This is a genomic window from Pseudoalteromonas distincta, assembly GCF_005877035.1.
Lineage (GTDB): Bacteria > Pseudomonadota > Gammaproteobacteria > Enterobacterales > Alteromonadaceae > Pseudoalteromonas > Pseudoalteromonas distincta.
Genome location: NZ_CP040558.1, coordinates 1,872,235 through 1,896,502, shown reverse-complemented (window position 1 = coordinate 1,896,502; position 24,268 = coordinate 1,872,235). Strand labels below are relative to the sequence as shown.

Below are 24,268 nucleotides of genomic sequence, written 5' to 3'. Positions count from 1 at the left end.
ATAAAATAGCGAGAGTAAAAAAGCCCATGTTAGGTTAATTCCTAACATGGGTTTTTTTGTTTTATTTAACGCGTGAGTTAATACTTTAAATACGTTAACAGAGTAGGGTGTATTTATAATTAATATTTTGGGTATGCTTGTTTAGGCTACGCGAATATAATGCGAGATAACCGTATAAAAAATAATAACCCTTCTGCTTTGCTTATTTTGAGCAAGGCATCATTAAATAAATATTGAGATTTAAACCATGGCACCAGGAACCAGCCTAAGCGTACTTGAAATAAGTGCGATATTTTTATCAATTACCGCGTTACTCACCTATGTAAACCATCGCTTTATTGGCTTGCCAACAACCATTGGCGTTATGGTTATTTCGATGCTTTTATCTATCGGCGCTATATTTTTGGGCTTTTTAGGGTTTGATGATCTTATAGATTACGAAGTGAGCTTGCTCGATCAGTTAGATTTTACTGAAGTTTTGCTCGATGGCATGCTCTCAATGCTGCTTTTTGCTGGGGCGCTGCACGTAAATGTTAGCGACTTAAGGCGCTATAAATTGCCAATAGGTATTTTGGCCTGTGTTGGTACGTTGCTATCAACGGTTATTATTGCTGGTGCGCTTTATTTAGTACTTCCTTTGCTTGGTTTTGATTTAGCGTTTATTTGGTGTTTACTATTTGGCGCATTAATTTCGCCAACCGATCCGATTGCGGTAATGGGGATTTTACAATCTGCGGGTGCGCCTAAAAGTATTGAAACCGTGATTGCGGGTGAATCGTTGTTTAACGATGGTATTGGCGTGGTTATTTTTGTGCTTTTATTGGGTGTTTTATCAAGTGGTGATATTCCTACAACTTATTATGTAGCGCACACGCTGGCGGTAGAAGCCGGTGGCGGTATTGTTTTTGGTTTGGTATTAGGTGGTATTTTATATTACTTACTTAAAAGTATTGATAGTTACCAAGAAGAAGTACTCCTTACTTTAGCGGGCGTTATTGGTGGTTATGCACTTGCAAGCCATTGGCATCTGTCGGGCCCACTTGCAATGGTAATGATGGGGCTAATGGTGGGCAATCATGGTCGTAGTATGGCTATGAGCGATAAAACACGCCACTACGTTGATTTATTTTGGGAACTGATTGACGAAATTTTAAATGCCATTTTATTTGTACTCATAGGGCTTGAAGTCGTCATGATTGCATTTTCGAGTAATTTGTTTATTGCTGGTGGCTTAACAATTTTAATAGCGTTAATGGCACGTTTAATTGTTGTGGGTATAACAACCACTACATTTAATAAGCAATTAGAGTTGCCATCTGGCGCGTGGAAAGTTTTAACCTGGGGTGGCTTGCGCGGTGGTATTTCGGTGGCACTGGTATTGCAATTACCTGATGGGAACGAGCGCGATATTTTGTTGGCTCTTACTTATGCGGTTGTGGTGTTTTCTATTTTAATTCAGGGTTTGAGTATTGGTAAAGTAGCCAAAACTATCCGTTAAATATAATTTTTTTAAAAAGCGTGTGAAATAGCTGTATTTCACACGCTTTTTATTTTTCTTATAAAAAAAAGGGCAATTAAAACGTAAAGCTGAGCTGCACACCGCTGTAAATATGTTCTTGTGCTTCCCAGTAGTCGCCATCTAATTGGCGTGCTCGAGTAAATACTTCTATTTTAAATGGCTTAAAGTGATAACCCGCTCCTATACCTGCGTAACCGTCTATGTCGTTGTTCGATTTTTCTATTTGGTAGGTGTTATCGCCTCTATCGTTTTTAAAGGCGAGTTCGAACAGATCTAAGCCAAGCTCGGCGTATATAAAAAAGTCATTAAAATAACCAAGCTTCATGCCATTGTCCCACGTTATAAATTCTTCTTGCTCGCCTTGTTTATTATCGATTACAGCCGCGCCAATTGCGCTTGTAAAAACAACACCAAAGTTACTGTAATTTTGTTTAACCATCATTTCTACACCCGCAGATGTAATGCTGCTATCGCCATTAAATTCTGATTTTATAAACATACCGGTGTTAGGCATGTCATTACCGAGCAAAAGCCTTGCGTTAGCATTTTGGCTAAATGATAAAAGCGTGCTTAATAAAACAAAAAGAGAAAGTATGTGTTTCAAAAAAGTTAACCCATTAATGATGAAAAGTTACCAGAGCTGTAATTATAAATACATGACTTAGTATTGCATGTAATTAAATGTACAAATTTGTTTGATAGTTACTCAGCTATGCCAAAGTAAGGTGTTTAAAATAAAACCAACTAAAAAAAAGCATAAATAATTATATACATTTTAAAACGTAAAGTAGCGATTTTAGGCACGATTGTTGATGCGTAAGTTATTTAAATATATAGAAAAAGTTTAAACGTATTAGACTAAGGTCTATAGGTTAATTTTCTTCACTTATTAGGTTTGTTTTAATCGTTTGTCGGAGTTGTGTTAATTCTCTAAAGTTCAGTTGTCGGCAACAAGTACGACTTAACTTACAGGAAATTAATCATGAAATTTACACTTATCAAAACTATCGCTCTTAGCTCACTATTAACATGTTCAGCTGCTGCAATGGCTGATCAAAGTGATTACAAATTAATGGTTATTGAAACTGCAACAGCGCCACAGCCACTTGAGCAATCATTTAATAGCTGCGCACTAAATGTTAAGTCAAAAAATTACGCTGAGGCGGAAGCAATTTGTACTAAAGCAATCGCACTTTTAAAAGACGCAGATGGCCCTAAATTTAAAGTACGCCAACTTACGTCATTCGCATTAAGCAACCGTGGTGTTGCACGTTTAAAAGCGCATAACGATACAGCTGCACTTGCTGATTTATACGAGGCATCAAAATTGTCTAACAGCTCAATGGTATCGCACAACTTATCTCGCGCTAAAGAAGAATTATCTCTATAAGGTCTTTTATAAAGTGCTTACTAAAGCATAATATAAAATAGCGAGAGTAATAAAGCCGATGTTGGATTAAACCCCAACATCGGCTTTTTCGTGTTTATTAACTTTGTATTGTGTTAATACCAATCCGCAATAATACATAATCATTTTGCGGGGCTAAACGTGTCGCTACCTGCGTTAAAAAATTCTCATTTAGAACAACCAAATAGCGAATTTTTTGCCTAGCTATCAACACGTTTTTCCATCCTCAAAATAGATCACTTAATTAAGCGAATTGGTATTATTAAAAAATAAAAAAATGTATTTTGCTATTTATTGTTTAGTGATTTTCATGGTTTTTAACTAATTGTAATTACTAAGTATTTTTACAGGTGTTAGACTAAAGTCTATAGGTTAGATTTATTCACTTATTAGGTTTGTTTTTATCGTTTGTGGTAATTGAGCTAACACTCTAAAGTTTAGTTGTCGGCAACAAGTACGACTTAACTAATTAGGAATATAATCATGAAATTTACACTTTTAAAAACCATCGCTCTTGGCTCATTATTAACTTGCTCAGCTGCTGCAATGGCTAATCAAGGTGATTATAAATTAATGGTTATTGAAGACTCTGTAACTGCAGCACCCGCATTTGAAAAATCATTTAATAGCTGTGCTTTAAATGTTGAAGCAAGAAACTACGAAGAAGCAGAAGCTATTTGTACACAAGCTATTGCATTGCTTAAGCAAAGCCATGGTCCGCGTTTAAAAGTACGTGAACTTACATCGTTTGCATTAAGTAACCGTGGTGTAGCACGTATTAAGGCTCAAAAAGACACTGCTGGTATTTCTGATTTATATGAAGCGGTTCAAATTTCTAAAAACTCACTTGTAACACATAACTTAACTCGCGCTAAAAAAGAGTTATCTTTATAAGAATGCTTGTATAAAGCGCTTATAATTTAGCGAGAGTATAAAAGCCCATATTAGGTAGCACCTAATATGGGCTTTTTTGTATGTTTGAATAACCGTAGTTACCTATAAATACACTTCTTTTAATAAAACAGTTTTACTGAATAATAGTGTTTTTAAAGGTGATTTTTAGAGCCTTACGTGACTAATTTATATTGGTAAGTACTTGTTAGCAAAAACATAGATCTATAAATATAGAAACATAGGTAAAAATATAGTTTTTTAGCATGATTCAACTGTGCAGTAAAACGGGATTGTTTTATTTAAGCTGTTGTTTTTAATTGATAATAAAGCCTAATGTCTTTGACTTTAGCCTGTTTTTATTTAAAAATCGAAGTAATATATATTTTATAGCATTGACGCCACGTGGATGCTAATCACTGTTTTGTGATGAATAGCTAGATATGGCTTTTGTTTTATTTTTAGTCCCACCTCAATATTACTAAAAATTAAACAGGGAATAGAGTAGTTATTAACTTGCGCAATAAAAATAAAAAGCGCAAATAAAGGGATTTAAAAATGCAATTTAAACTAAAAAAAATAGCTGCCTTGTTATTCGGGGTAGGTATTAGCGTTTCTGTATTTGCCGAAGATATAGAACTATACGTAAATCATAATGTTGAAACCGACGAAAACCCTCGTGTACTTATTATTTTTGATACTTCAGGAAGTATGAAAACTAAGTTGCCTAATGGTGGACCTAGAAAAATTGATGCTGGTATAAGCGCGATGACCCAATTAGTAAATGATAACAGCTCGATTGATTTTGGTTTGATGCGTTTTAATGGCAATGATGGTGGCTATGTTATGGCTGGCCTAGGCTCCTCACATGACAAAATATTGGGTCAAATAAAAAAGCTGCCTGCTAGCGGGAATACACCTATCACTGAGACCTTATGGGAAGCTTACCTATATATGACGGGGCAGACGGTTTGGTATGGGCAAAATACGGACAAACGAGATACTACGATTGAGAGAGAGCAAAGTGGTACTGATATACCTCGTTATGTTTCTCCTTTTCAACAGGCTGTTGGTGCAGATGAGCGTTGTGATAACTCAATTAGCTTAATATTAATGACTGATGGTGATCCAACACAAGATATTACTCGAAATGATGATATCAAATCATTATACAAATCTACTTTTGGTTCATATCCTAGTACTACAAGTAATAGCTATTTAGCCGCTTTAGCTCAAATAATACACGGTACAAGAGATGTTGAAGTTGACTTGTACGAGACTACGCCAGAGGTTGCCGATACGGGGCGAGTTTTTACTATCGGTTTTGGTAGTGGCATGAGCACAAATGGTAAAAAGTTATTAGAAAAAACCGCTTTATTGGGCGGCGGCGAGTACTTACATGCCGATACATCGACTGAACTTTCTGAAGCGCTTAATAATACAATATCGAAAATACGCGAAGTTAACGATAGTTTTTCATCTCCTACGGTAGCAAGTAATAATGTTGACCAAACACGTAGCCGAGAGTCAATTTACTTTGCGATGTTTTACCCAGAAACAGGCGCACGTTGGAGCGGGAATTTAAAAAAGCTAAAAGTGTCAGGCGCAAATATAGTCGATTCAACTGATAAAATAGCCCTTGATGAAAATGGGTTAATTGATGAGAAAGCGCGAACTTTTTGGCTGCCAACTAATAAGCCTGCAGATGGGAATTTAGTAGCCCAGGGTGGCGTAAACTTACTTTTATCAACTCTAGACCCTGACAGCCGTAAAATTTACATAGATAAAACGGGCAGTATTATTGATTTTACTTTTGATAAAGTACAAACCATTTTAAATTTAGCGACAGGTACAGTTACCGATCTTGCCCCTGATTTGATTCCTAATATCGGGCTAACTTTACAGGAGAGTGATATTAGCTGGGCACGAGGAGTTGATGTTGACAATGAAGATGGTGATAATTCATCAGTAGATCAGCGAATCAATATTTTTGGTGACCCTTTGCATTCAAAGCCGGTATCTATAGATTACGGCGATGGAAGTATTCACATACTTGTTGGTACTAATGCCGGATTTTTACATATGTTTGAAGACAAAGGCGATACTGTTGAAGAAAAGTGGGCTTTTACACCTGCTGCCTTATTAAAAAACATTCCTGCTTTGCGTAGTAATCTTGCAAATACAAAAGTGTATGGCATGGATGGGCCTATAAGTGTGTTCTTTAATAATAAAGGCTCAAATAGCGAAGGGTTAAACGATGGTGTTATTAGAGCAAGTGATGGTGATGAAGTGTGGGCATTTGCAGGTATGCGCAGAGGCGGTAAAAATTACTACGCGCTTGATATAAGTGACCCTAACGAACCTAAAAAATTATGGAATAAGCCTATTGTTGGTGGCTCAGAAGAATTTAAATATTTAGCGCAAACATGGTCTAAGCCTCAAATTGCATACATTAAAGCCTTTGGTGAGGATCCACTGCTAATATTTGGCGCAGGCTACGATACAAACAAAGATAATGCGATTAGAACAACAGATGAAACCGGACTAGGTATCTACATTGTTAATGCTAAAACTGGCGAAAAGGTATGGGCGCTGACTCCAGATGAACATGGTTTTACCGGAGAGCACAGTATTGCAGCGGATGTAACTACGCTTGACTCAGATTACGACGGGTATATCGACCGAATTTATGCAACCGATACTGGCGGTAATATTTGGCGAGTAGATATTCCTAGTGAAGATGAAGGTGATATTACCCATTTTAAACTTGCGGAGCTTGGCAGTACATTAGCGTCGCAAGACAGACGTTTTTTTTACAAACCATTAGTTGCTAGAACGCTGTTTAGTAAAGTCACTAAAACCAATTATGGTGGTGAAATGATCACCACCCGTTTAGATACCCCGTACGACGCAATAGTTATAGGTAGCGGAAATCGTTCAAACCCACTTGCTACTAATGAGCAAGATCAGCTGTATATGATCCGTGATGAAAACACCCTAACAAAAATATTTACTGAATTTCCAGCCCCAATAGTGCCAGATGATTTAATGAAAATGAATGAAGACCCATTTGGTAATGCACTTGATGACGTAGATAAATTTGTTAATCTTGAAGTTAAGTTAGCCGAATTTAAAGGATGGCGATATGAATTAGGGACGGGCGAAAAGTCCCTTGCTGCAGCAACGGTCGTTGGAGGGGTTGCTTACTTTACTTCCTTTACGCCTGCATCTTCATCATCAACGCAAAACCAATGTTCGTTAACAGGTGGCGGTGGTTCGCTTTATGCCTTTCATTTGCATTATGGAACGAAGGTTTATGACGATGTGAAATTTGCAACAAGTAATGATGTACCAGATACACCGAAACTATTTTTTGGGGAAGGCCCGTCGTGTGCAGATAATGATGCGGATGGTAAGTGCGATTGGGATGATGCAACGGATGTAACGCAAGTTAGTCAGTTTTATTTAATAGGCCCTGGGGTTAAAGGTTCTGATAAGCCGATAAAAGCTATTGAAATACTTGGACCAAATTTAAATGTTGAGGGTGGAAAAGTTAAGCTAGTAAATGGCGCTGAACCAATTGGTTTTGGCTTTAAAACCCAACAAACATATATTTATAAACGTGAAGAAAACGATAGTTAGGCACTTTAAAAACACAATGCAATAAACATAAGCCACCTTAGTTAGGTGGCTTTTCAATTTTAAGAGCAAATCAAAAATGCTAATGGTTTGCTTATATAATTGGTTTAGAGTTTTCGAATGGCTCTAAACCAACCTATGTATAATACACATTCATTTACAAAATACTGCCTATCACTCAAGCCCTTTAGATTGAGTGCCTGTAGTCCATATTAGTTAAGAATAGCTGGCATTTGTTATATTTAATTAACAAATGTAAGAGCTAAATATAACATGCTGTGTCACTATATAGGTACAGGGCATGTTAACTTGTTGCCATCCCCCCATAAAAATTCAATAAATTTCTGTTGTTTAAATTTATACCAACCTGCATAAATCTTTGAGTAATTTAACAAATTAAATTGCACTATAACGTCGTTAAAATTTTATTTAGAACAACTAGATACAAAAATTTTTGCCTCGTTCTAGCGTAATTTTCTTAACGTTAACTAGAACCCATATATAAGCAGATTGGCATTACTTATTCTGTATTAAAGTAACTTATAACAATATGATTTTTAATAATAATTAAAGTGCAAAAAAGGAAGTCTTTGTATGTTTTTTAAAAAAAGTCAGTTAGCTATTTCATTAGCGTTTACGCTAGGCCTTGTTGGATGTGGTGGCGGTGATAAAGCGGCCGTTGTAGAGCCAGTTGTAGCTAAGCCTGATCCCGTAAAAGTAGACCCCGTAGAAGTTAACACTATCTCTCTTACTGGAAAGGTCATTGATGGTTATGTATCTGGTGCAATAGTATGGCTGGATATTGATGGCGATGGTACTTTTGACGAGCAATCAGAACCTTCTGTAGTCTCTGAAGAATCGGGTAATTATAGTTTTAATTTTACAGAAGAGCAGGCGCTGTGTGTGCCGTATTCAACTATGTATGTTGATGTACCTGTTGGCGCAATTGACGAGGATTTAGGAGAGGTAACACAAGCGTATCAAATGTCATTTCCACCCTCAATTGAGGCTTTGACTGATGAAGATATTCGAAATATATCGCCTTTAACAACCGTTATTTGGGAGCAGTTGAGCCTTCAATTACAAAAAAGTGGTAACAATAATTTAAGTTGTGATGCACTTAAAGAAAATACTGAGCTACTTGCAAACCTTCAAAGCGAAATAACAAATGTTATGCAAAACTTGGTTGCGCATTATAATTTGTCGACAGAGCAAATTTACTCAGATTTTATCGCTACTAACGACAGCGACGCTTACGACAGAGCACAAGCAATTGTTAAGGGACTAAAAGCGGCCTATAAATTCAAGCAAGAGCTAGATGCTCAGTATCCTGATGCAGAAGAAGTAAGAGCAGTAATTTACCAGGACACAGCAAAAGATGCAGAGTATGGATTTGAAAATGCATGGTACCGCGATAAAGTTATTTTTGCAGGCGCTGAACTTATTTATGAGCAAGTAAAGCTTCAAAATACAGACGAACTCGACAAAATTGATGTTATTTTGTCTCGATTGGATTCAATAGATACGCCTTGGGGCGAAGAATCGTTAAATGGAAAATTAACAGTTAGAGACAATGTTTACATTAACGCCGATCGTACTTACCGATGCTCTAGCATTGAGAACGTTAGTTTTGAGCAAAGCAATGTGCTTTATGGCGTTGATAATACAAGCCCATCGGTTAACTTTTCTACAGCTGATGAATGCGTTAGTGCTAATTTAGATACACCGTTCGAGCGAGGTTTTAGCATTAGCTATACTGAGTCAGGATCGTTTTACCAAACTGACTTTGCCTTTAGGGAGGAAAATGCCGACTTTCAAACATTATCTAATTGGGTAAATGTTAAAGACAAAGCTGCTGACTTAGAAACTCAAGATTTAGTGACCGTACTCGCTGCTATGCCCTATAAGTTTGATGACGAAACATCTATTGATGCTAGCTTTTGGCGTAAATACAAAACCACAGACAACGTACGTATTATTAAAACAATTGAAGGGAAATGGTTTAGAGATACCCGCCGAGAAGATGGAACAATGCTGCATGAGTGCGGTGAAAATGGTGTTGACTGGGTGCAATGCGAATAATTTAAAAAGCACTTTAATAAATATTAGCTTAGTGCCAGTCAGTTAATAACTGACTGGCATTTTTTTGTTTGAAAAAGCTTACTTTTATGTGCGGTTATAACTGTATACCTGATGAACTTTATTTTTAATCTGTTTTTTATTCGGGTTTACTGTAAAATTACTGGGTTAACATTTGTTAAGCGATGCTTACAATTGTTATTGCTCATTAAGTATTTAAACTAATTTAAGTAGAGCTTATGATTTTTTATATTATAGGGTTAAGTTTACTTGTTATTATTTTATGCGTTGCACTTTATGTAATTTACAGCAACGTACATAAAAGTCGGGTAAGAAAATCCAAGGAATACAACGTACTGTTTGATAAAGACACGATAGTTGATGAACTAATCACTCAACTAACAGAAAAAAATCAAACACAAGAAAACCAAGATAAAACAGCTAAAGGTAAAGAAGAAATCCTTGCAACATTTGTTGAGTTACATCGCTCTGGTAGCTTTTGCGCACATTTGAGTGAACAGGAAATTATTTACTTTGTTAAAAAGAAATTAAACATGGAGAGTAATAAAAATGGATAGCGAAAAAGCAGTCCCAGCAGTAAAAAGTGACTCATTTATGAGTCGATTTGGTCGTCGTAATGTAATTATAGTGTCATCAATTGTTGTTGTATTGGTAGTGATAGCAACCCTTACATCGCAAGTTGTTTCGTGGAATGAAGCAGATGAACGTTTAGTACATCAATCGGCTTTTACAGGTAACTTAACCGTAATAAATCAAGCCGGCCCTTACTTAAAAGCATTTGGTAGTACATCTGCTTATAAAAAAGTAATTTCGATTAACTTTACGGGCGATGCCGGTGCAACAGCAAGCGCAATTGTACCGCTAATACCAATTCGATTTTTAGATACCACAACAGGTGGAGCACGAGGTGTTTCTCGTTTTAGATTACCAGGCAATGTACCTGCAGCAGAGTCGGGTGCTCTACGTGGTTTACTTAAAATACACGAAGAGTTTGGTTCACAAGAAACATTAATATCTAATTTATTAATGCGTGCAACCACTGAAAATGTAAAAGCGTCGGCGCGTATGATGTCTGTAGAGCAACATTACTCTGGTGGTAATGGTCAATTAAGCCAAGATTTTGCTGATCAATTAACCAACGGTATTTTTGTTACTGAACAAATTATTAGTACAGGTGAGCGCGATAAATCTGACGACTTAGGTAATTTAAGTAAACAGCAGCGCGTCACTATTAATATTAAAATGGATGATGAGGGTAATACACTGCGTAACGCACCTATTTTAGGCGCTTACGGTATTACAGTAGTTGATGCCAGCATTATTGATATTGACTACGAAAGCAAAGTAAATGCTCGCCTTGAAGCCCAAAAGCAGGCTGCTGCTGATGAAGCGCTAGCGCGTCAAAACCTTAAAAAAGCAGAGCAACAAGCGCGTACTGAAGTGGCTTTAGGTGAGCAAGCAATTGCTAAGCAACGTGCTGAATCTGAAAAGCTAAAAATAAAAGAGCAAATTGATGCTGAACGAATTAAGGCAAATGCCATTATTTCTGCACAGCAACGAGTGGCTGTAAAAGCGGAGCTTGCAAAAGAACAAGAAGAGATTTTAAAGCAACAACGTTTAGAAGCATTAGGTATGGACGTTTTAGCTGAGGCTCGTTTAAGAGCTAAGTCTGCTGCACTTGATCCAAAGTATGTATTTGATGAAACGCTAAAAGCAGAAGTTAAAATTCAAACCGCTTTATTTACAAGCCTAGGTAATAGCCGTTTAGTGCCTGAAATTGTAATAGGCGCAGGCCAAGGCGATCAAAGTAATGGCTCTGAATTTATGCGTTTATTAGCCGCCGATGCTGCATTAAGCCTTAAAAAGCGTTTAGAAAAAGAGAAAAAATAAACGATTAGTTAAGTATTGCACAAACAATAAAAACGTTGGCTGATTCGCATTGGCCAGCGTTTTTTATTGCGTAAATTTTGTTATTGTATGGTGCGGCTTAGCTTGTGAAAACAAGCTTTTTAAATTATGAAATAAAAGAGTGAGCAGTACTTATGGACCCCAGTAATCAGTTTATTTTAGATTTAGGACAAGAGCATATTACCATTCAGCGGCGATATGAAGCGCTGGGAGCGTTTAACGATTTTTTGATTGCTGTGTGGTTTTTAATTGGCAGTTTTTTCTTTTTAAATGACTCACTAATAGAAAGTGGCACATGGCTGTTTATAGCGGGCAGTGCTCAATTGCTTATAAAACCTGTTTTGAAGTTGATCAGCTTAGTACATGTTAGTCGGGTATTTCATTCAAATAAAACTTCATAAATAAAACCATAAATACGACTCATGATGAGTTCAGTTATTATGGCTAATAATTTACCAGTATAAGTTATTTAAATATCAAGGATAGAAAAGTGAAAGTACTTAAGTGGATTGCAATTGGAATAGCTACTTTACTAATTATAGGCTTACTAATTCCCGAAAAAATAATGATTCCGGTACAAGGTGCCACAAGTAAAGATTGGAATCATAACACGTTTTGGTACGAGCCTTGGGGTAGGTCGGGTGTGCACAAAGGAATTGATATTTTTGGCATAAAGAACACTCCTGTAGTAGCCTCAACAAATGGTGTTGTTATATTTGCAGGTGAGTTAAGCCGAGGTGGTAAAGTGGTTGCGGTGCTTGGGCCTAAATGGCGCGTGCATTATTTTGCACATTTAAATGACTACTCGGTAAGTACAGGTGATGTAGTAAGCATAAACAGTCAAATTGGCTTACTGGGCGATACCGGAAATGCCGCAGGAAAACAGCCTCATGTGCATTATTCTATTTTATCGTTAGTGCCTATGCCGTGGCTTTTTACAACGCAAAACCAAGGGTGGAAGAAGATGTTTTTTTTGAGCCCACATAAAAAACTCACTGCTAAATAATAGTTTTAGCTGTTAAATCAAGATGTTTAACAGCTAGAATTAGTTAATAAGCAAGCGTGTATTTAAGCTAAAAATTAGCCTGCAACTGGGGTTTTACCCGCGCGAATATTTTTAATGCTTTTAATAAACATATAAATACAGGTAGTGATTAAACAGCCTGCTAAATAAAACACAATACCATTGGGTGCATCAGATAAATTTGCAGCAAGCATAGGGCCAAATACCGAGCCAATACTGTAACTCAAAAGCATTACCTCAGTTGCCGATACTATTTTTGCCATTGGCAATGAGTCGCACGCAAGTGTTATAGCAATAGGGTAAAGTGCAAAGCTGCATGCGCCTAGTATTAAGTAGCTTACTATTAATCCTGCTAAAGTGTTTGCTTGTAGTATACCCACAGCACCGGCTGCGCCTACTAAACAAAACATACCCATCAATAAGCTTTTTTCAAGCCGAGTAGATAAGTAACTCACAAGCGGCTGCACGACCATGCCGCCTAAAATAATAACCGCCATAAGTGTTCCTGTGTACTGAGCTTGATCAGCTTGTGCTGAAATATACACCGGCATTAAGCCGTAAATAGGGCCCAGTAATAAGCCCGATGCTAAGCATCCGAGCATAGCTGGGTAGCTTAATGTTTTTATTTCTTTTAGTGGTAGTTTTTCAAGGTGCTGTTTTTCGGGCTGACCTTTAGTTATTAATAAAGGCGCCAAAATAGCTAAAAATAATAACGAGGCTACAAATAAATAAGGCGTTGAACCTTCGGTGCCAAGCGGCCCTATAGCAAGTTGACCAACCGCGCTGCCCCCATAAAGTGAGGTCATGTATAAACCCAAACGTTTAGCCCGCGACTTTGCTGTGTTGGTCATTAATAACCAAGACTCAACAACGACAAACACACCGGCAACAGCAACACCTGCTACAAATCGTGCTATTAACCAGTTAACGGTATTTGGTAGTGCAAGTTGTGCAAGCACACTTACTATTAATAAGCTTAAAAATAATATAAAGGCGAAGCGATGACCCATTTTTACCACAATGCGCTCTATTGTGGTGGCGCCAATAAGTAAGCCAAAGTAAAAAATGCTCGCAAGCCAAGGCGCTAGGTTTTCATCAAGTTTAAATGCAGGTAACGACAGCGGAATAAGGCTCATTAAAAAGCCTGATGCAATAGCAAAAAATGACAGCCCGATAACGGGTGCTAAAGGGTTATTAGAGGTGCTTGTGGCGGCTGATTCGGCCATGTGTGTTTATCGACTCATCAAGGTAAATAACCACTGTTTTAGAGTTTGAGAGGTTACTTTAATAATAAAATTTGCGCGAATTTAGAGCCAAATTAAAAATAAGTAAAGTGATTTTTTATTAAACAATATAAATAAACTTTAAAACGATCACTTTGGTAAATTATCGGATCTATTATGCTTTTTATTGTAGTTTTTTCATGTGGATATTGTTTTATATTTGTGAGCATTTATGTCTGAATAGAGTTTTTTGTAATGCAAGCAGATAGGCGCATCTCGCATGCTGCACGTCACTTTTTAAAGTTTTCGCAGCAGCACGTAGAGCAATATTTAAATACGCAGTGGGTGCGTAATGAATTACATAACTTAGATTTAAACTAGATTTAAATTCGGTTTAAAGTTAATTAATATCCGGTGTTGAGTCTCTTAAAATAAGCTTTGGCTGAAACACGTGCTTTACTGTTATGCCGCTTTTTTTATAAATGTCTTTAAGTACTAAGTTAGCCGCAGCTCGGCCCATTTCGGGAACTGGGTTATCTATAGTAGTCAGTGTTGGATAGAGGTAATTGGTAAAAATTACATTATCGAACCCAATAATGGCTAAATCTTTTGGTAGGTTAAAACCGTGTTCGCGGGCGTATTTCATAGCACCCGATGCCATTTCGTCATTGGCACATACAAGGGCGGTTATTTGCGCTTTATTTTGAATAAAATGCCTTAAGCCGTCGCTGCCGCCAGTTTCTTTAAAGTCGCCTATGTAAAATAGGTTTTCGTCAAAGGTTAGGTTGTATTCTGCTAGGGCTTTTTTGTGGCCTTTTAAACGATTTGACGCATCTTCTTTAAACTGCGGACCTGCTATGTACGCAATGTTTTTATGACCTTTGTTTATCATGGCTTTAGTGGCTAAGTAGCCACCCATTACGTTGTCGAGGCTAATGCAGTTTTCTTCAATTTCTTTAACGTAGCGGCTCATTAAGTAAATAGGGGTTTTGCCTTTACTTAACTCAATTAGGTACTCGTTTGATACCGCTTCTACGTGGGCAATAATAGCGTCGCAATTACGGCCTATTAAAAATTCAAAGCCGCTTTTTTCTTTTTTCTCGTCACTGTGCCCAGGGGTAATAATAACGTGTTTACCTGCAATACGAAGGTGCTCTTCAATGGCTGACATCATTTGACCAAAAAACGGACCATCCAACTCAGAAACTAAAATACCGACGCTGTTTGTAGTGCTAGACGCCAAAGAGCGAGCAATAGAACTTGGCTGATAGCCTAGCTCTTTCATTGCTTCTAATACCTTTTTTTTAGTTTTTTTGCTTACGTAGTCGTTGTCGTTAAGTACCCTTGAAACAGTTGATAAAGACACACCTGCCATTTCTGATACTTGATAAATTGTCGCCATTGATGTCCTAGCTTATATGTATTTTTACTCGCGCTTTATAAAAAATATAAAATGCGAAGGGTCATTAAAAGTTAATTTACACATTACTGCGTCTAATTGCTAAGTCTTCTGTTATTTTTTGCGTCATCGCTGAAGTAAGCGGATAAATAAGCATCAATGCGGCGCCTAAAAAAGCAAATGCGGCAGGTATCCAGCTCATAAGTAACTGCATACCAGGTAGAGCTTGCGTAATTGTTAGCTCATCCATACCGTTATAGCCGTAGCCTGCAAGTACCACTAATACTAATGCACCGGCAAAACCACCACCGGTTTTTTGTACAAATGTACCCGCTGAATAAATTAAGCCTGTAGCGCGGCGTTTGTTCTTCCACTCTGAATAATCGGCTGAATCACCAAGCATACTAAAAAATAATGTTGGCATCATCGCGGCAAAAAATTCAGCAGCGCAACCAAAGGTAAATACAGCAACCAGGTTATCACTAGGTACCCAGTAAAATGCAGTAGTGAGTATGCCGCTTAGCATTAATGATGCAATAAATAGGTTTCGTTTACCCATAATTTCGGCCAGTTTACCTGTGGCAAGTGCGCCTAATATAGATACAACCAGCAAAGCGATAAAGTATTGCCCAGCCATGAGTTCATTAGCTACGTGGTACTTAAAGTAGTACGCAATTACACCATATTTTATGCCATTAAACATCATGGTTAAAAAACCAATGCCGAGTAATACCAACCAAGGTTTGTTGGTCAGAAGATCAACCATATCGCGTTGTGAGCCCGTTAAGCTTTGTTTATCTTTATTGAGTAATTTTTTAATAACGAATGTCATTGCAGCCATAACAAGGGCAAAAAATACACCGCTGTATAAATCGCGGTAATAAAAAAACAGGGTGGTAGCAAGTAGAGGTAGGATTATAAATGGCAGGCTTTTGGTTAAATCAAACAACTCTGATTTTAAATCCCCTTCATTTGAGGCGTGCGGTGTTACACGCTCTTTGGTAGTCGCAAACGTTATAATCATTAAAATAATAAGTAAGCTGGCAAATAAGTACATAGTAAGCTGATAGCCTTTGGCGTTGTTGCCGCCACCAAAAAATGCCACTAGCTCAGGTAAAAAACCCATAACCAATAAGCCACCAGTAAACGCACCTGCAAACCTAAAACCAGAGAGCTTTGTACGCTCTGTATCGTCTGGTGTCATTACGCCCATAAGTGCCGAGTAGGGCACGTTACTTACGGTGTAAGCAAGCGTTAAACCTATGTAAGTTATGTAGGCATAAATAAGTTTATTGGTGGTGCTAAAGTCGGGTGTAGTAAAACACAACACCATAAACAAGCCCAAAAACGGTGCCGAGTAGAGTATCCACGGGCGAAATTTACCAAAGCGCGACTGCGTTCTGTCGGCAATCATACCCATAATAATATCGGTTACGCCATCAGATAGCCTTACCACCAAAAACAACATGGCAGCGGCGGCTGCCGATATGCCAAATGTATCGGTGTAAAACACCGCTAAATAAGCAAGCGCACCGCGCCATACTAAGTTAGCGCCGGCATCGCCCATGGCGTAACCTACTTTTTCGTATAAAGGGAGTTTGTTCACAGTGTGTGTTCTTATTGTTATAAGCCGATAAATTATCGGCTAGTTATTAGGTTACTGTACGCTTTACCGCTGGCTTTAACAGTTCGTTTTTGTGTGTTGTAGTCTACGTGTACTATTCCAAAGCGCTTTAAATATCCTTCTGCCCATTCAAAGTTATCCATTAGGCTCCAGGCAAAGTAACCATCTACTTTTACGCCTTGCTCGGTTGCGTTATGCAGGGCATTTAAATGCTCGTGGTAATATTCAATACGGTCGTTGTCTTTGATTTCACCGTCTTTAAATTCGTCAGCCATGGCTGCGCCGTTTTCGGTAATATAAATAGGCGGTAGGGTGTATTTTTCGTTTAACGATACAAGTAATTCTGTCAGCGCTTTAGGATAAATTTCCCAGCCTATATCGGTCATTGGCGCTTTATGTGGCAGCTCATGGTAAAAGTCGGTTTCGCTTGCTTGATAATGCATGCGGGTGTAAAAGTTAACCCCTAGGTAATCTAGCGGTTGAGCAATTATTTCCATGTCGCCATCTAAAATATCTGGGCGGTGGGCTTTAGGTAATTGCTTAATAATATCAGGGTATTTACCTTGCATTACAGGCTGCATGTACCATTGGTTTATATAGTCATCAGCAAATGCAGTGGCTTTTAAATCGTCTTCACTTTGGGTAACTGAGTAACAAGGCGTAAAGTTAAGTACAATACCGTTTAGCGTATTTGGGCTATTTTTAGCAAGTACTTGCATAGCCAAACCGTGACCCAGTAATAAGTGGTGCGCGGCTTTACGACCAAATTCGCGACCTACTATGCCAGGTGCATGTACGCCTATTTCGTAACCTAAGTAAGAGCTGCAAAAAGGCTCGTTTAAGGTGGCGTAAGAGTGCACACGTTCCCCAAAAGCTTTGGTAATTAAATCTGTGTAATGTGCAAATTCGTAAGCGGTGTTACGGTTAAGCCAGCCACCTTCGTCTTCAATATGTTGTGGTAAATCCCAGTGGTACAGCGTTACAAAAGCTTTAATGTTACGACGTTTTAATTCATCTAAAATGTCGGTATAAAACTTAACGCCTGTCGGGTTTAAGTGACCGCTTTTAGTCATTACGCGCGGCCACGAAATCGAAAGTCTGTAAGCGTCTACACCTAATGATTCAATTAAGTTTATATCGTCTTTCCAGCGAGTGTAGTGCTCGCAGGCTACATCGCCATTTGAATTATCGACTATTTTTCCTTCTTTACTGCAAAAGGTATCCCAAATACATGGCAGGCGATCAGCTGCGCCGCCTTCAATTTGAAATGAGGCCGTAGCTACACCATAAGTAAAATTTTTGGCTAAAAGTGGTGAGCCACTAGGTAAAGATAATTGTTTCATTAAGAGAAAACCTCTGCTTCTTTTTTGGTAAAGTTTGCTTTGTATAGAGCGTATATTAAATTCATCATTGGAAGCGCTTCCATATTTAATTTGATTAATCACTAAGTATGGTATTTAATAACTTTAAGGAAGCGCTTCCATATTTAGGTTAGTGGCTATTGTTAAGCAGGTCAATAGTTAAATTTAAATAACAAATAGGCGTTTTACAAAAACACACTGACACAACACAGGGCTATAAAAATGAAAAAAAGCTTAAACACTAACAGGTTACACATGCTCCCCATTTTAATTGGAGGATTGTGCGTTTTAAGTGGGTGTAATAAACAAGAGATTAACGCAAATAATAGCCAAAGCGCCGTAGTCAAAAAGACTGAGCACGAGCAAGGTGATTTATCACTTTGGCCAACCCTTAAAAGTAAGGTAGTTAAAACCCCTGAAATTGAAAATACAATTGCACAGTATTTAAAAACAATGACGCTTGAGCAAAAAGTAGCGCAGATGATCCAACCTGAAATTCGCGATATTAGTGTTGAAGATATGCGCAAATACGGTTTTGGTTCGTATTTAAATGGCGGTGGCTCGTTCCCGAATGCTAATAAGCATGCAACGCCTGCAGATTGGATAACACTTGCTGAGAGCATGTACCAAGCCTCGGTTGATGACTCAATTGATGGCAGTAAAATTCCGACCATGTGGGGCACCGATGCCGTACATGGCCATAATAATGTGATTGGGGCGACGTTATTTCCGCACAATATTGGTTTAGGTGCAGCAAATAATCCTGCATTAATTGAGCAAATTGCAGCAGCTACGGCAATAGAAGTAATGGCAACAGGCATAGATTGGGTGTTTGCACCAACTGTTGCGGTTGTGCGCGACGACCGATGGGGCAGAACGTACGAAGGCTACTCAGAAGACCCTGCAATTGTACGTGAGTATTCAGCCGCAATTGTAAACGGATTGCAAGGCAGAGCCGATGAAGACTTTTTAAGTGATAAACGCGTAATTAGTACCGTTAAGCACTTTTTAGGCGATGGCGGCACAGTAGATGGTGACGATCAAGGCGATAACATTGATAGCGAAGAGGTGTTATATAACATTCATGCGCAAGGTTATATAGGTGGCTTAACCGCAGGTAGTCAGTCGGTTATGGCATCGTTTAATAGCTGGAATGGTAAAAAAAATCACGGCAACAAATACTTACTTACCGATGTATTAAAAACAAAAATGGGTTTTGATGGCTTTGTTGTAGGAGATTGGAACGGACACGGACAAGTTGCAGGCTGTACAAATGAAAGTTGCCCGCAAGCTGTTAATGCGGGGCTTGATATTTTTATGGTGCCAACGGGTGCTTGGAAGCCACTTTATGAAAATACAATTAAACAAGTAAAAGCGGGCACAATAACAATGACGCGAATAGATGACGCCGTAGCACGTATTTTACGCGTTAAATTACGCGCGGGTTTATTTGATAAACCAAGCCCCGCAAATCGAAAATATTCAGGTAAATTAAAACTAATAGGTGCGCCAGCACATCGCGATATTGCCCGCCAAGCGGTACAAGAGTCGCTAGTACTGCTTAAAAACAACAACCATTTATTACCGCTTAACCCATCAAGCAACATACTGATTGCAGGCGATGCGGCCGATAACATAGGCAAGCAATCGGGCGGTTGGAGCATTACGTGGCAGGGAACTAATAATCAAAATGCAGATTTCCCTGGGGCAACGTCTATTTATGCGGGGCTAAAAACGCAAATAGAGGCTGCTGGCGGTAACGCTATTTTAAGCCCAGCGGGTGAATTTAATACCAAACCCGATGTAGCCATTGTTGTATTTGGTGAAGAACCATACGCAGAAGGACATGGCGATAAAGACAACCTTGAGTTTGAACGTAACAATAAACGCTCTCTTAAAATATTAAAAACATTAAAGCAGCAAGGTATTGCGGTTGTTTCTGTGTTTATATCAGGCAGACCAATGTGGGTTAACAGCGAGCTAAACGCGTCAGATGCATTTGTAGCAGCATGGCTTCCTGGCACTGAAGGACAAGGCATTGCTGATGTTTTATTAGCGGATGAAAATGGGAAGGTACAGTATGACTTTAAAGGTAAATTGTCTTTCTCGTGGCCTAAATCGCCACTTCAAACCGCAGTAAATAAGGGCGATGCTGATTACTCGCCATTATTACCCTATGGCTTTGGCTTAACGTATAAAGACGAAAGTACGCTTGCCAATAATCTAAATGAAGACTCAGGTGTTGATATTAGTAACCTTGCGCCGTTATCTATATTTAATGGCAGTTTTAAAACACCGTGGCGTTTGTTTTTAAATTCAAACAGCGAGCAGCACCAAGTAGCAAGTAACAGTGTAAAGCTTGGCGGCATTACTTATCGCACTGAAGACAAAGCGATTCAAGAAGATGCGATGCAATTTAATTTTGATGGCACTGCAGCCAGCTATATCGAAATTAATAGTAACTTTACCGAAGACAAAGTGGCCTACATTGAAGCAAATTCAGCCCTTAGCTTTAGCTATAAAGTAAACCAAATACCTAGCTCACAAACATACCTTGCAATGAAGTGCGAACAAGGCTGTGGCGCCGAGCTTAATATTACCAATGAGCTTAAAAATGCGGATTTAAATACATGGCAAACCATGAGTATTGATTTAACGTGCTTTGCTAAAAAGGGCGTTGATTTTGCCAGAGTAACCAGCCCTTTTATTATTAAAACGGCAGGAGAGCTTAGCGTTTCAGTTGCAGATATTAGCTTTGAACCACAAAGCGCTAAAAGCGCCGTGGTTAAGTGTGAATAATAGCGTGTTTATAAGTTGAGTTTATTGTGTGTTGTCTCAAAGCCCTAAGGGCGTGTTGATCTTTGTGGATTGAAATTTGTTCAATCTAGGGGCAATTTAATCGCGGCGCGAGGTTTGTAACCTATAGGCTAAGTAAAAACCGAGCAACAAAGAATAAATTGCCCCTAGGCAGAACCCTACGGGCAGCGCATGTTTGGCATTTATGCTACGTTATCGCCTATTTATGGGGAATAACCACACTACATAGGCTCTGCCTTGCCTAAAAACCAAATATGCTGCTGCAAATTCAACCACCAAAGAACAACACGCCCTAGTAAGGGCTTTTTTTATGCTGGGCAATATTGTTTTAAAAACTCATGATGAGATGGTAATTGGCTTACGCGTTGCTCTATTTGTTGCTTAATACCGTGTAAAAAACGGGTGAGTTCTTCAGCGCTCATGATGCTGGCTATTAAGTGATGTTGATTAGGCTCAATACCTTGACCAAGCATAACTTGCACCCACGAATCGACTCTAAAAATATCGCCATCGTCTAAAAATACACGGCCGGTTTGTTTAAACAAATCAATTTTATGCTGAAGTGTTTTTGGCACTTCCATGGCGCTACAATGCTGCCAAAACTCACTGTCATCGCGATTAGTTACTTTGTAGTGCAGCACAATAAAGTCGCGAATATTTTCAATTTCGCTTTTAAGTTGTTTGTTGTATTCGTCAATTGCGTGATTGGTAATGCCATTAAACGGAAATAAACGCATAAAGCGAATAATACCCGACATAATTAAGTGAATGCTGGTGGACTCAAGTGGCTCTACAAAACCACTAGCAAGGCCAAGCGCTAAGCAGTTTTTGTTCCAGCCTTTTAAGCGGCGCCCTGTTTTAAATTTAATAATACGGGGCTCTGTAAGCGCCTCACCTTCAATCTTATTTAATAAGAGCGCTTTGGCTTGTTCGTCATCCATATATTGGCTGCAATAAACTAATCCGTTGCCGACACGGTTTTGCAGCGGTATACGCCATTGCCAGCCGCTTTTGTGGGCAATAGAGCGGGTAAGTGGCAATACGGTATCGCTGGTTGATTTTGTTTGCACCGCAATGGCGCTGTTACACGGTAGTAAATGCGACCAGTCTTCATAGCCAGTATGCAATGCTTGCTCTATTAATAAGCCTCTAAAGCCGGTGCAATCAATAAAAAAGTCGCCGTTAATATGCTCGCCATTATTTAAAATCAATGATTCTATATGGCCCGTTTTAGTGCTTTTTACTACTTTTTGTATTTTACCTTCAATGCGTTTTACACCCAATGGCTCTGAAAATTCACGTAAAAACTGCGCGTAACGCGTAGCATCCATATGGTAGGCATAGTTAATGGGGTTTTGCTGATTAAACGCAAACTTACCGGCTTTAGCCGCTTGCAGCTCGTAGCAGTAATCACCAAATGGGTTGTTTATTCCTAAAGTTTTACCTTGCAGCCAAAAGTGATGAAATTCACCCGCCCAACATTCTTTGCCCGTTGCGCCAAATGAGTGAATATAATGCGTGTTTTCATCGCCCCAGTTTTCAAAGCTAATACCTAATTTAAAGCTTGCTTGAGTGGCTTTCATAAATGCTTGCTCGTTTATACCCAGCAATTTATGAAATGTACGAATCGGCGGAATTGTTGCTTCGCCAACACCTACAGTGCCAATATCGTCAGATTCAACAAGGGTTATGTTTATATTGTTACCAACTAGTTTAGCAAGTGCTGCTGCGGCCATCCAACCAGCGGTGCCGCCTCCAGCAATTACTACGTTTTTAACAGCGTTTGTTTTAGTCATTATGTGGCTGCCCATTATTTGATAAAAGGTGATTTAAAAGCGCGCGATTACTTGGCAGTCCATTTAAACACTGCGCTATTTTTTCGCGATTTTGCTGATAATAGTAATCCCCAGCACGTGGGTCGTTAAATGTATTTTGTGCAGATACTGTTTGTGTATTAAAGCCCATGCCATATAAAACGTATTGATAACTGCTTGATGAAAACACTTCTTCGTTTTCAATAAAATCAAAGCGGCTAGGGGGCTGAAATTGCCAAAGTTTAAGTAAGTTTTGCAGGCGCTCGGGCGCGGTATTTAAATTACTAATATCTTGCCAATAAGGAGTGTCGTCGCGCTCGCTTAGCACATAATGAAGTTTTAAAAACTCAATAACGCGCTGCCAACGAGTGCTAAAACGCTCATTAAAACGCGTTTCAAGCTGGCTCATGTGGGTGCGGTTTTGCGGGAGTTGCTCGCTTATCATGCTAATTGAAAGCTCAACCATGGCAAGTGCTGACGCTTCAAGAGGCTCTAAAAAGCCAGCTGACATACCTACGGCAACACAGTTTTTAATCCAAAATTTTTGCCTGTAACCAGGGCTGAATTTTAATACACGGTAGGTAAGTTGCTCAGCTTGTTGCTCACTGGTACTTTTGGCTATGTAGCTTTTTAGAGTATTTGTTGCGCTTTCATCACTTTGATATTTACTACTAAATACATAACCTGTGCCACGGCGTGTTGGCAGGGCTATATCCCAAATCCAGCCGTTACTTTGCGCTGTAGATAGCGTAGCAGAGGCAATTGGTTGATTGATGTGTGCATTAGGTATTTGCGCCGCAACAGCGCTGTTATTAAATAAAATATGATCTTGCGCTATAAACTCACTATTAAAATGATCACCAATTAAACGAGCGCGAGAGCCTGAGCAATCTATAAATAAATCACCTGTTATATCGCCATTATTATTTGTTTTTAATGAAGCAATATAGCCATGTACGTCGTTAATAACCTCGGTTACATCGTCAATAATATGTGTAACGTTTAGGTTTTTAACGCAGTGATTTTTTAAAAACTCAGCAAATTTACCCGCATCTAAATGATAGCCATAGTTGGTGACCGCTGCATATTCGGGTGTTTGTAATTGCTTTGGTGCAAGTGCTGCTTGGCATACAAAGCTTTGCATATTAACAACGTCGGCAAATTTTTGATTAGGTGCAATACGTTGCCAGCTGGCGTGTAAATTAGTGTGCTCGTAGCCTTGTGGATTCATAAAAGGGTGGTAGTAGTTTTCTCCCTCGCTGAGGTTGCGCCAATTTATAAATTTAGAACCTTGTTTAAATGACGCGTCGCACTGGGTTATAAAATCAATTTCTTTAATGCCAATGCGCTGTAGCGTGTTGCGCATTGACGGCCATGTGCCTTCGCCCACGCCCAATATAGGCACATTTTCCGACTCCACTAACGTTACATTAAGGTGCGGGTGTTCGGCGGCTAATAAGCCTGCGCTTAGCCAGCCGGCAGTACCACCACCTAAAACGACTATTTTTGTTATTGGTTTGGTCATGAGTTAACACCCTAAA

General features: G+C 38.9%; 17 protein-coding genes and 1 pseudogene. 11 read left to right on the top strand and 7 right to left on the bottom strand.

What is annotated here, in order from left to right; translation table 11 throughout:
- Positions 1–247: 247 nt before the first annotated feature.
- Positions 248–1,498 (top strand): cation:proton antiporter, encoded by a 1,251-nt coding sequence (locus tag FFU37_RS08430; RefSeq protein ID WP_002963249.1) that lies wholly within the window; start codon positions 248–250, stop codon positions 1,496–1,498.
- A gap of 76 nt (positions 1,499–1,574) precedes the next feature.
- On the opposite strand, the gene FFU37_RS08425 is transcribed toward FFU37_RS08430, so the two are convergent.
- Positions 1,575–2,123, bottom strand: coding sequence for a hypothetical protein (locus tag FFU37_RS08425; protein WP_138489256.1), 549 nt, complete (start codon positions 2,121–2,123; stop codon positions 1,575–1,577).
- 378 nt (positions 2,124–2,501) lie between these two features.
- On the opposite strand from FFU37_RS08425, the gene FFU37_RS08420 reads away from it, so the two are divergent.
- The 8 genes from FFU37_RS08420 (at position 2,502) to FFU37_RS08385 (ending at position 12,471) form a co-directional block, all read left to right on the top strand.
- The gene (locus tag FFU37_RS08420; RefSeq protein WP_024609350.1) at positions 2,502–2,909 is read left to right on the top strand and encodes a hypothetical protein; all 408 of its coding nucleotides are present in this window, start codon (positions 2,502–2,504) and stop codon (positions 2,907–2,909) included.
- 501 nt (positions 2,910–3,410) lie between these two features.
- Entirely contained in the window at positions 3,411–3,821 is a 411-nt protein-coding gene (locus FFU37_RS08415; RefSeq protein WP_004336087.1) for a hypothetical protein, read from the top strand.
- A gap of 555 nt (positions 3,822–4,376) precedes the next feature.
- On the top strand, positions 4,377–7,460 hold the full coding sequence (locus FFU37_RS08410) for a pilus assembly protein (RefSeq protein WP_138489255.1): 3,084 nt from the start codon (positions 4,377–4,379) through the stop codon (positions 7,458–7,460).
- Between the two features lie 591 nt (positions 7,461–8,051).
- Positions 8,052–9,539, top strand: a complete 1,488-nt coding sequence (locus tag FFU37_RS08405; protein WP_138489254.1) for a hypothetical protein — start codon at positions 8,052–8,054, stop codon at positions 9,537–9,539.
- 236 nt (positions 9,540–9,775) lie between these two features.
- Positions 9,776–10,114, top strand: a complete 339-nt coding sequence (locus tag FFU37_RS08400; protein WP_024595217.1) for a hypothetical protein — start codon at positions 9,776–9,778, stop codon at positions 10,112–10,114.
- A complete protein-coding gene (locus tag FFU37_RS08395; RefSeq protein ID WP_039488168.1) occupies positions 10,107–11,447 on the top strand; it encodes an SPFH domain-containing protein in 1,341 nt (446 codons plus the stop codon). The genes FFU37_RS08400 and FFU37_RS08395 overlap by 8 nt, the downstream gene beginning before the upstream one ends.
- Positions 11,448–11,599: 152 nt before the next feature.
- Positions 11,600–11,866 (top strand): YrhK family protein, encoded by a 267-nt coding sequence (locus FFU37_RS08390; RefSeq protein ID WP_002961829.1) that lies wholly within the window; start codon positions 11,600–11,602, stop codon positions 11,864–11,866.
- A gap of 89 nt (positions 11,867–11,955) precedes the next feature.
- On the top strand, positions 11,956–12,471 hold the full coding sequence (locus tag FFU37_RS08385) for a M23 family metallopeptidase (RefSeq protein ID WP_138489253.1): 516 nt from the start codon (positions 11,956–11,958) through the stop codon (positions 12,469–12,471).
- A gap of 74 nt (positions 12,472–12,545) precedes the next feature.
- On the opposite strand, the gene FFU37_RS08380 is transcribed toward FFU37_RS08385, so the two are convergent.
- Positions 12,546–13,715, bottom strand: coding sequence for an MFS transporter (locus tag FFU37_RS08380; RefSeq protein WP_138489252.1), 1,170 nt, complete (start codon positions 13,713–13,715; stop codon positions 12,546–12,548).
- A 243-nt stretch (positions 13,716–13,958) separates the two neighbouring features.
- Between FFU37_RS08380 and FFU37_RS08375 the strand changes: the two are divergent.
- Positions 13,959–14,093 (top strand): annotated as a pseudogene (locus FFU37_RS08375) (LysR family transcriptional regulator); the annotation flags it as partial.
- A gap of 19 nt (positions 14,094–14,112) precedes the next feature.
- On the opposite strand, the gene FFU37_RS08370 reads toward FFU37_RS08375, so the two are convergent.
- The 3 genes from FFU37_RS08370 to FFU37_RS08360 form a co-directional block, all read right to left on the bottom strand.
- The gene (locus FFU37_RS08370; protein WP_002961833.1) at positions 14,113–15,114 is read right to left on the bottom strand and encodes a LacI family DNA-binding transcriptional regulator; all 1,002 of its coding nucleotides are present in this window, start codon (positions 15,112–15,114) and stop codon (positions 14,113–14,115) included.
- Positions 15,115–15,190: 76 nt separating this feature from the next.
- Positions 15,191–16,717, bottom strand: a complete 1,527-nt coding sequence (locus tag FFU37_RS08365) for an MFS transporter (protein ID WP_138489251.1) — start codon at positions 16,715–16,717, stop codon at positions 15,191–15,193.
- A 32-nt stretch (positions 16,718–16,749) separates the two neighbouring features.
- Positions 16,750–18,078: a GH1 family beta-glucosidase gene (locus tag FFU37_RS08360; protein ID WP_138489250.1), complete on the bottom strand. Its 1,329-nt coding sequence runs from the start codon at positions 18,076–18,078 to the stop codon at positions 16,750–16,752.
- 240 nt (positions 18,079–18,318) lie between these two features.
- On the opposite strand from FFU37_RS08360, the gene FFU37_RS08355 reads away from it, so the two are divergent.
- On the top strand, positions 18,319–20,895 hold the full coding sequence (locus FFU37_RS08355) for a glycoside hydrolase family 3 protein (protein WP_138489249.1): 2,577 nt from the start codon (positions 18,319–18,321) through the stop codon (positions 20,893–20,895).
- 326 nt (positions 20,896–21,221) lie between these two features.
- On the opposite strand, the gene FFU37_RS08350 is transcribed toward FFU37_RS08355, so the two are convergent.
- Both FFU37_RS08350 and FFU37_RS08345 read right to left on the bottom strand, forming a co-directional pair.
- The gene (locus FFU37_RS08350) at positions 21,222–22,709 is read right to left on the bottom strand and encodes a tryptophan halogenase family protein (protein WP_138489248.1); all 1,488 of its coding nucleotides are present in this window, start codon (positions 22,707–22,709) and stop codon (positions 21,222–21,224) included.
- Positions 22,702–24,252, bottom strand: coding sequence for a tryptophan halogenase family protein (locus tag FFU37_RS08345; RefSeq protein ID WP_138489247.1), 1,551 nt, complete (start codon positions 24,250–24,252; stop codon positions 22,702–22,704). Before FFU37_RS08345 ends, FFU37_RS08350 begins: the two co-directional genes overlap by 8 nt.
- Positions 24,253–24,268: the final 16 nt, after the last annotated feature.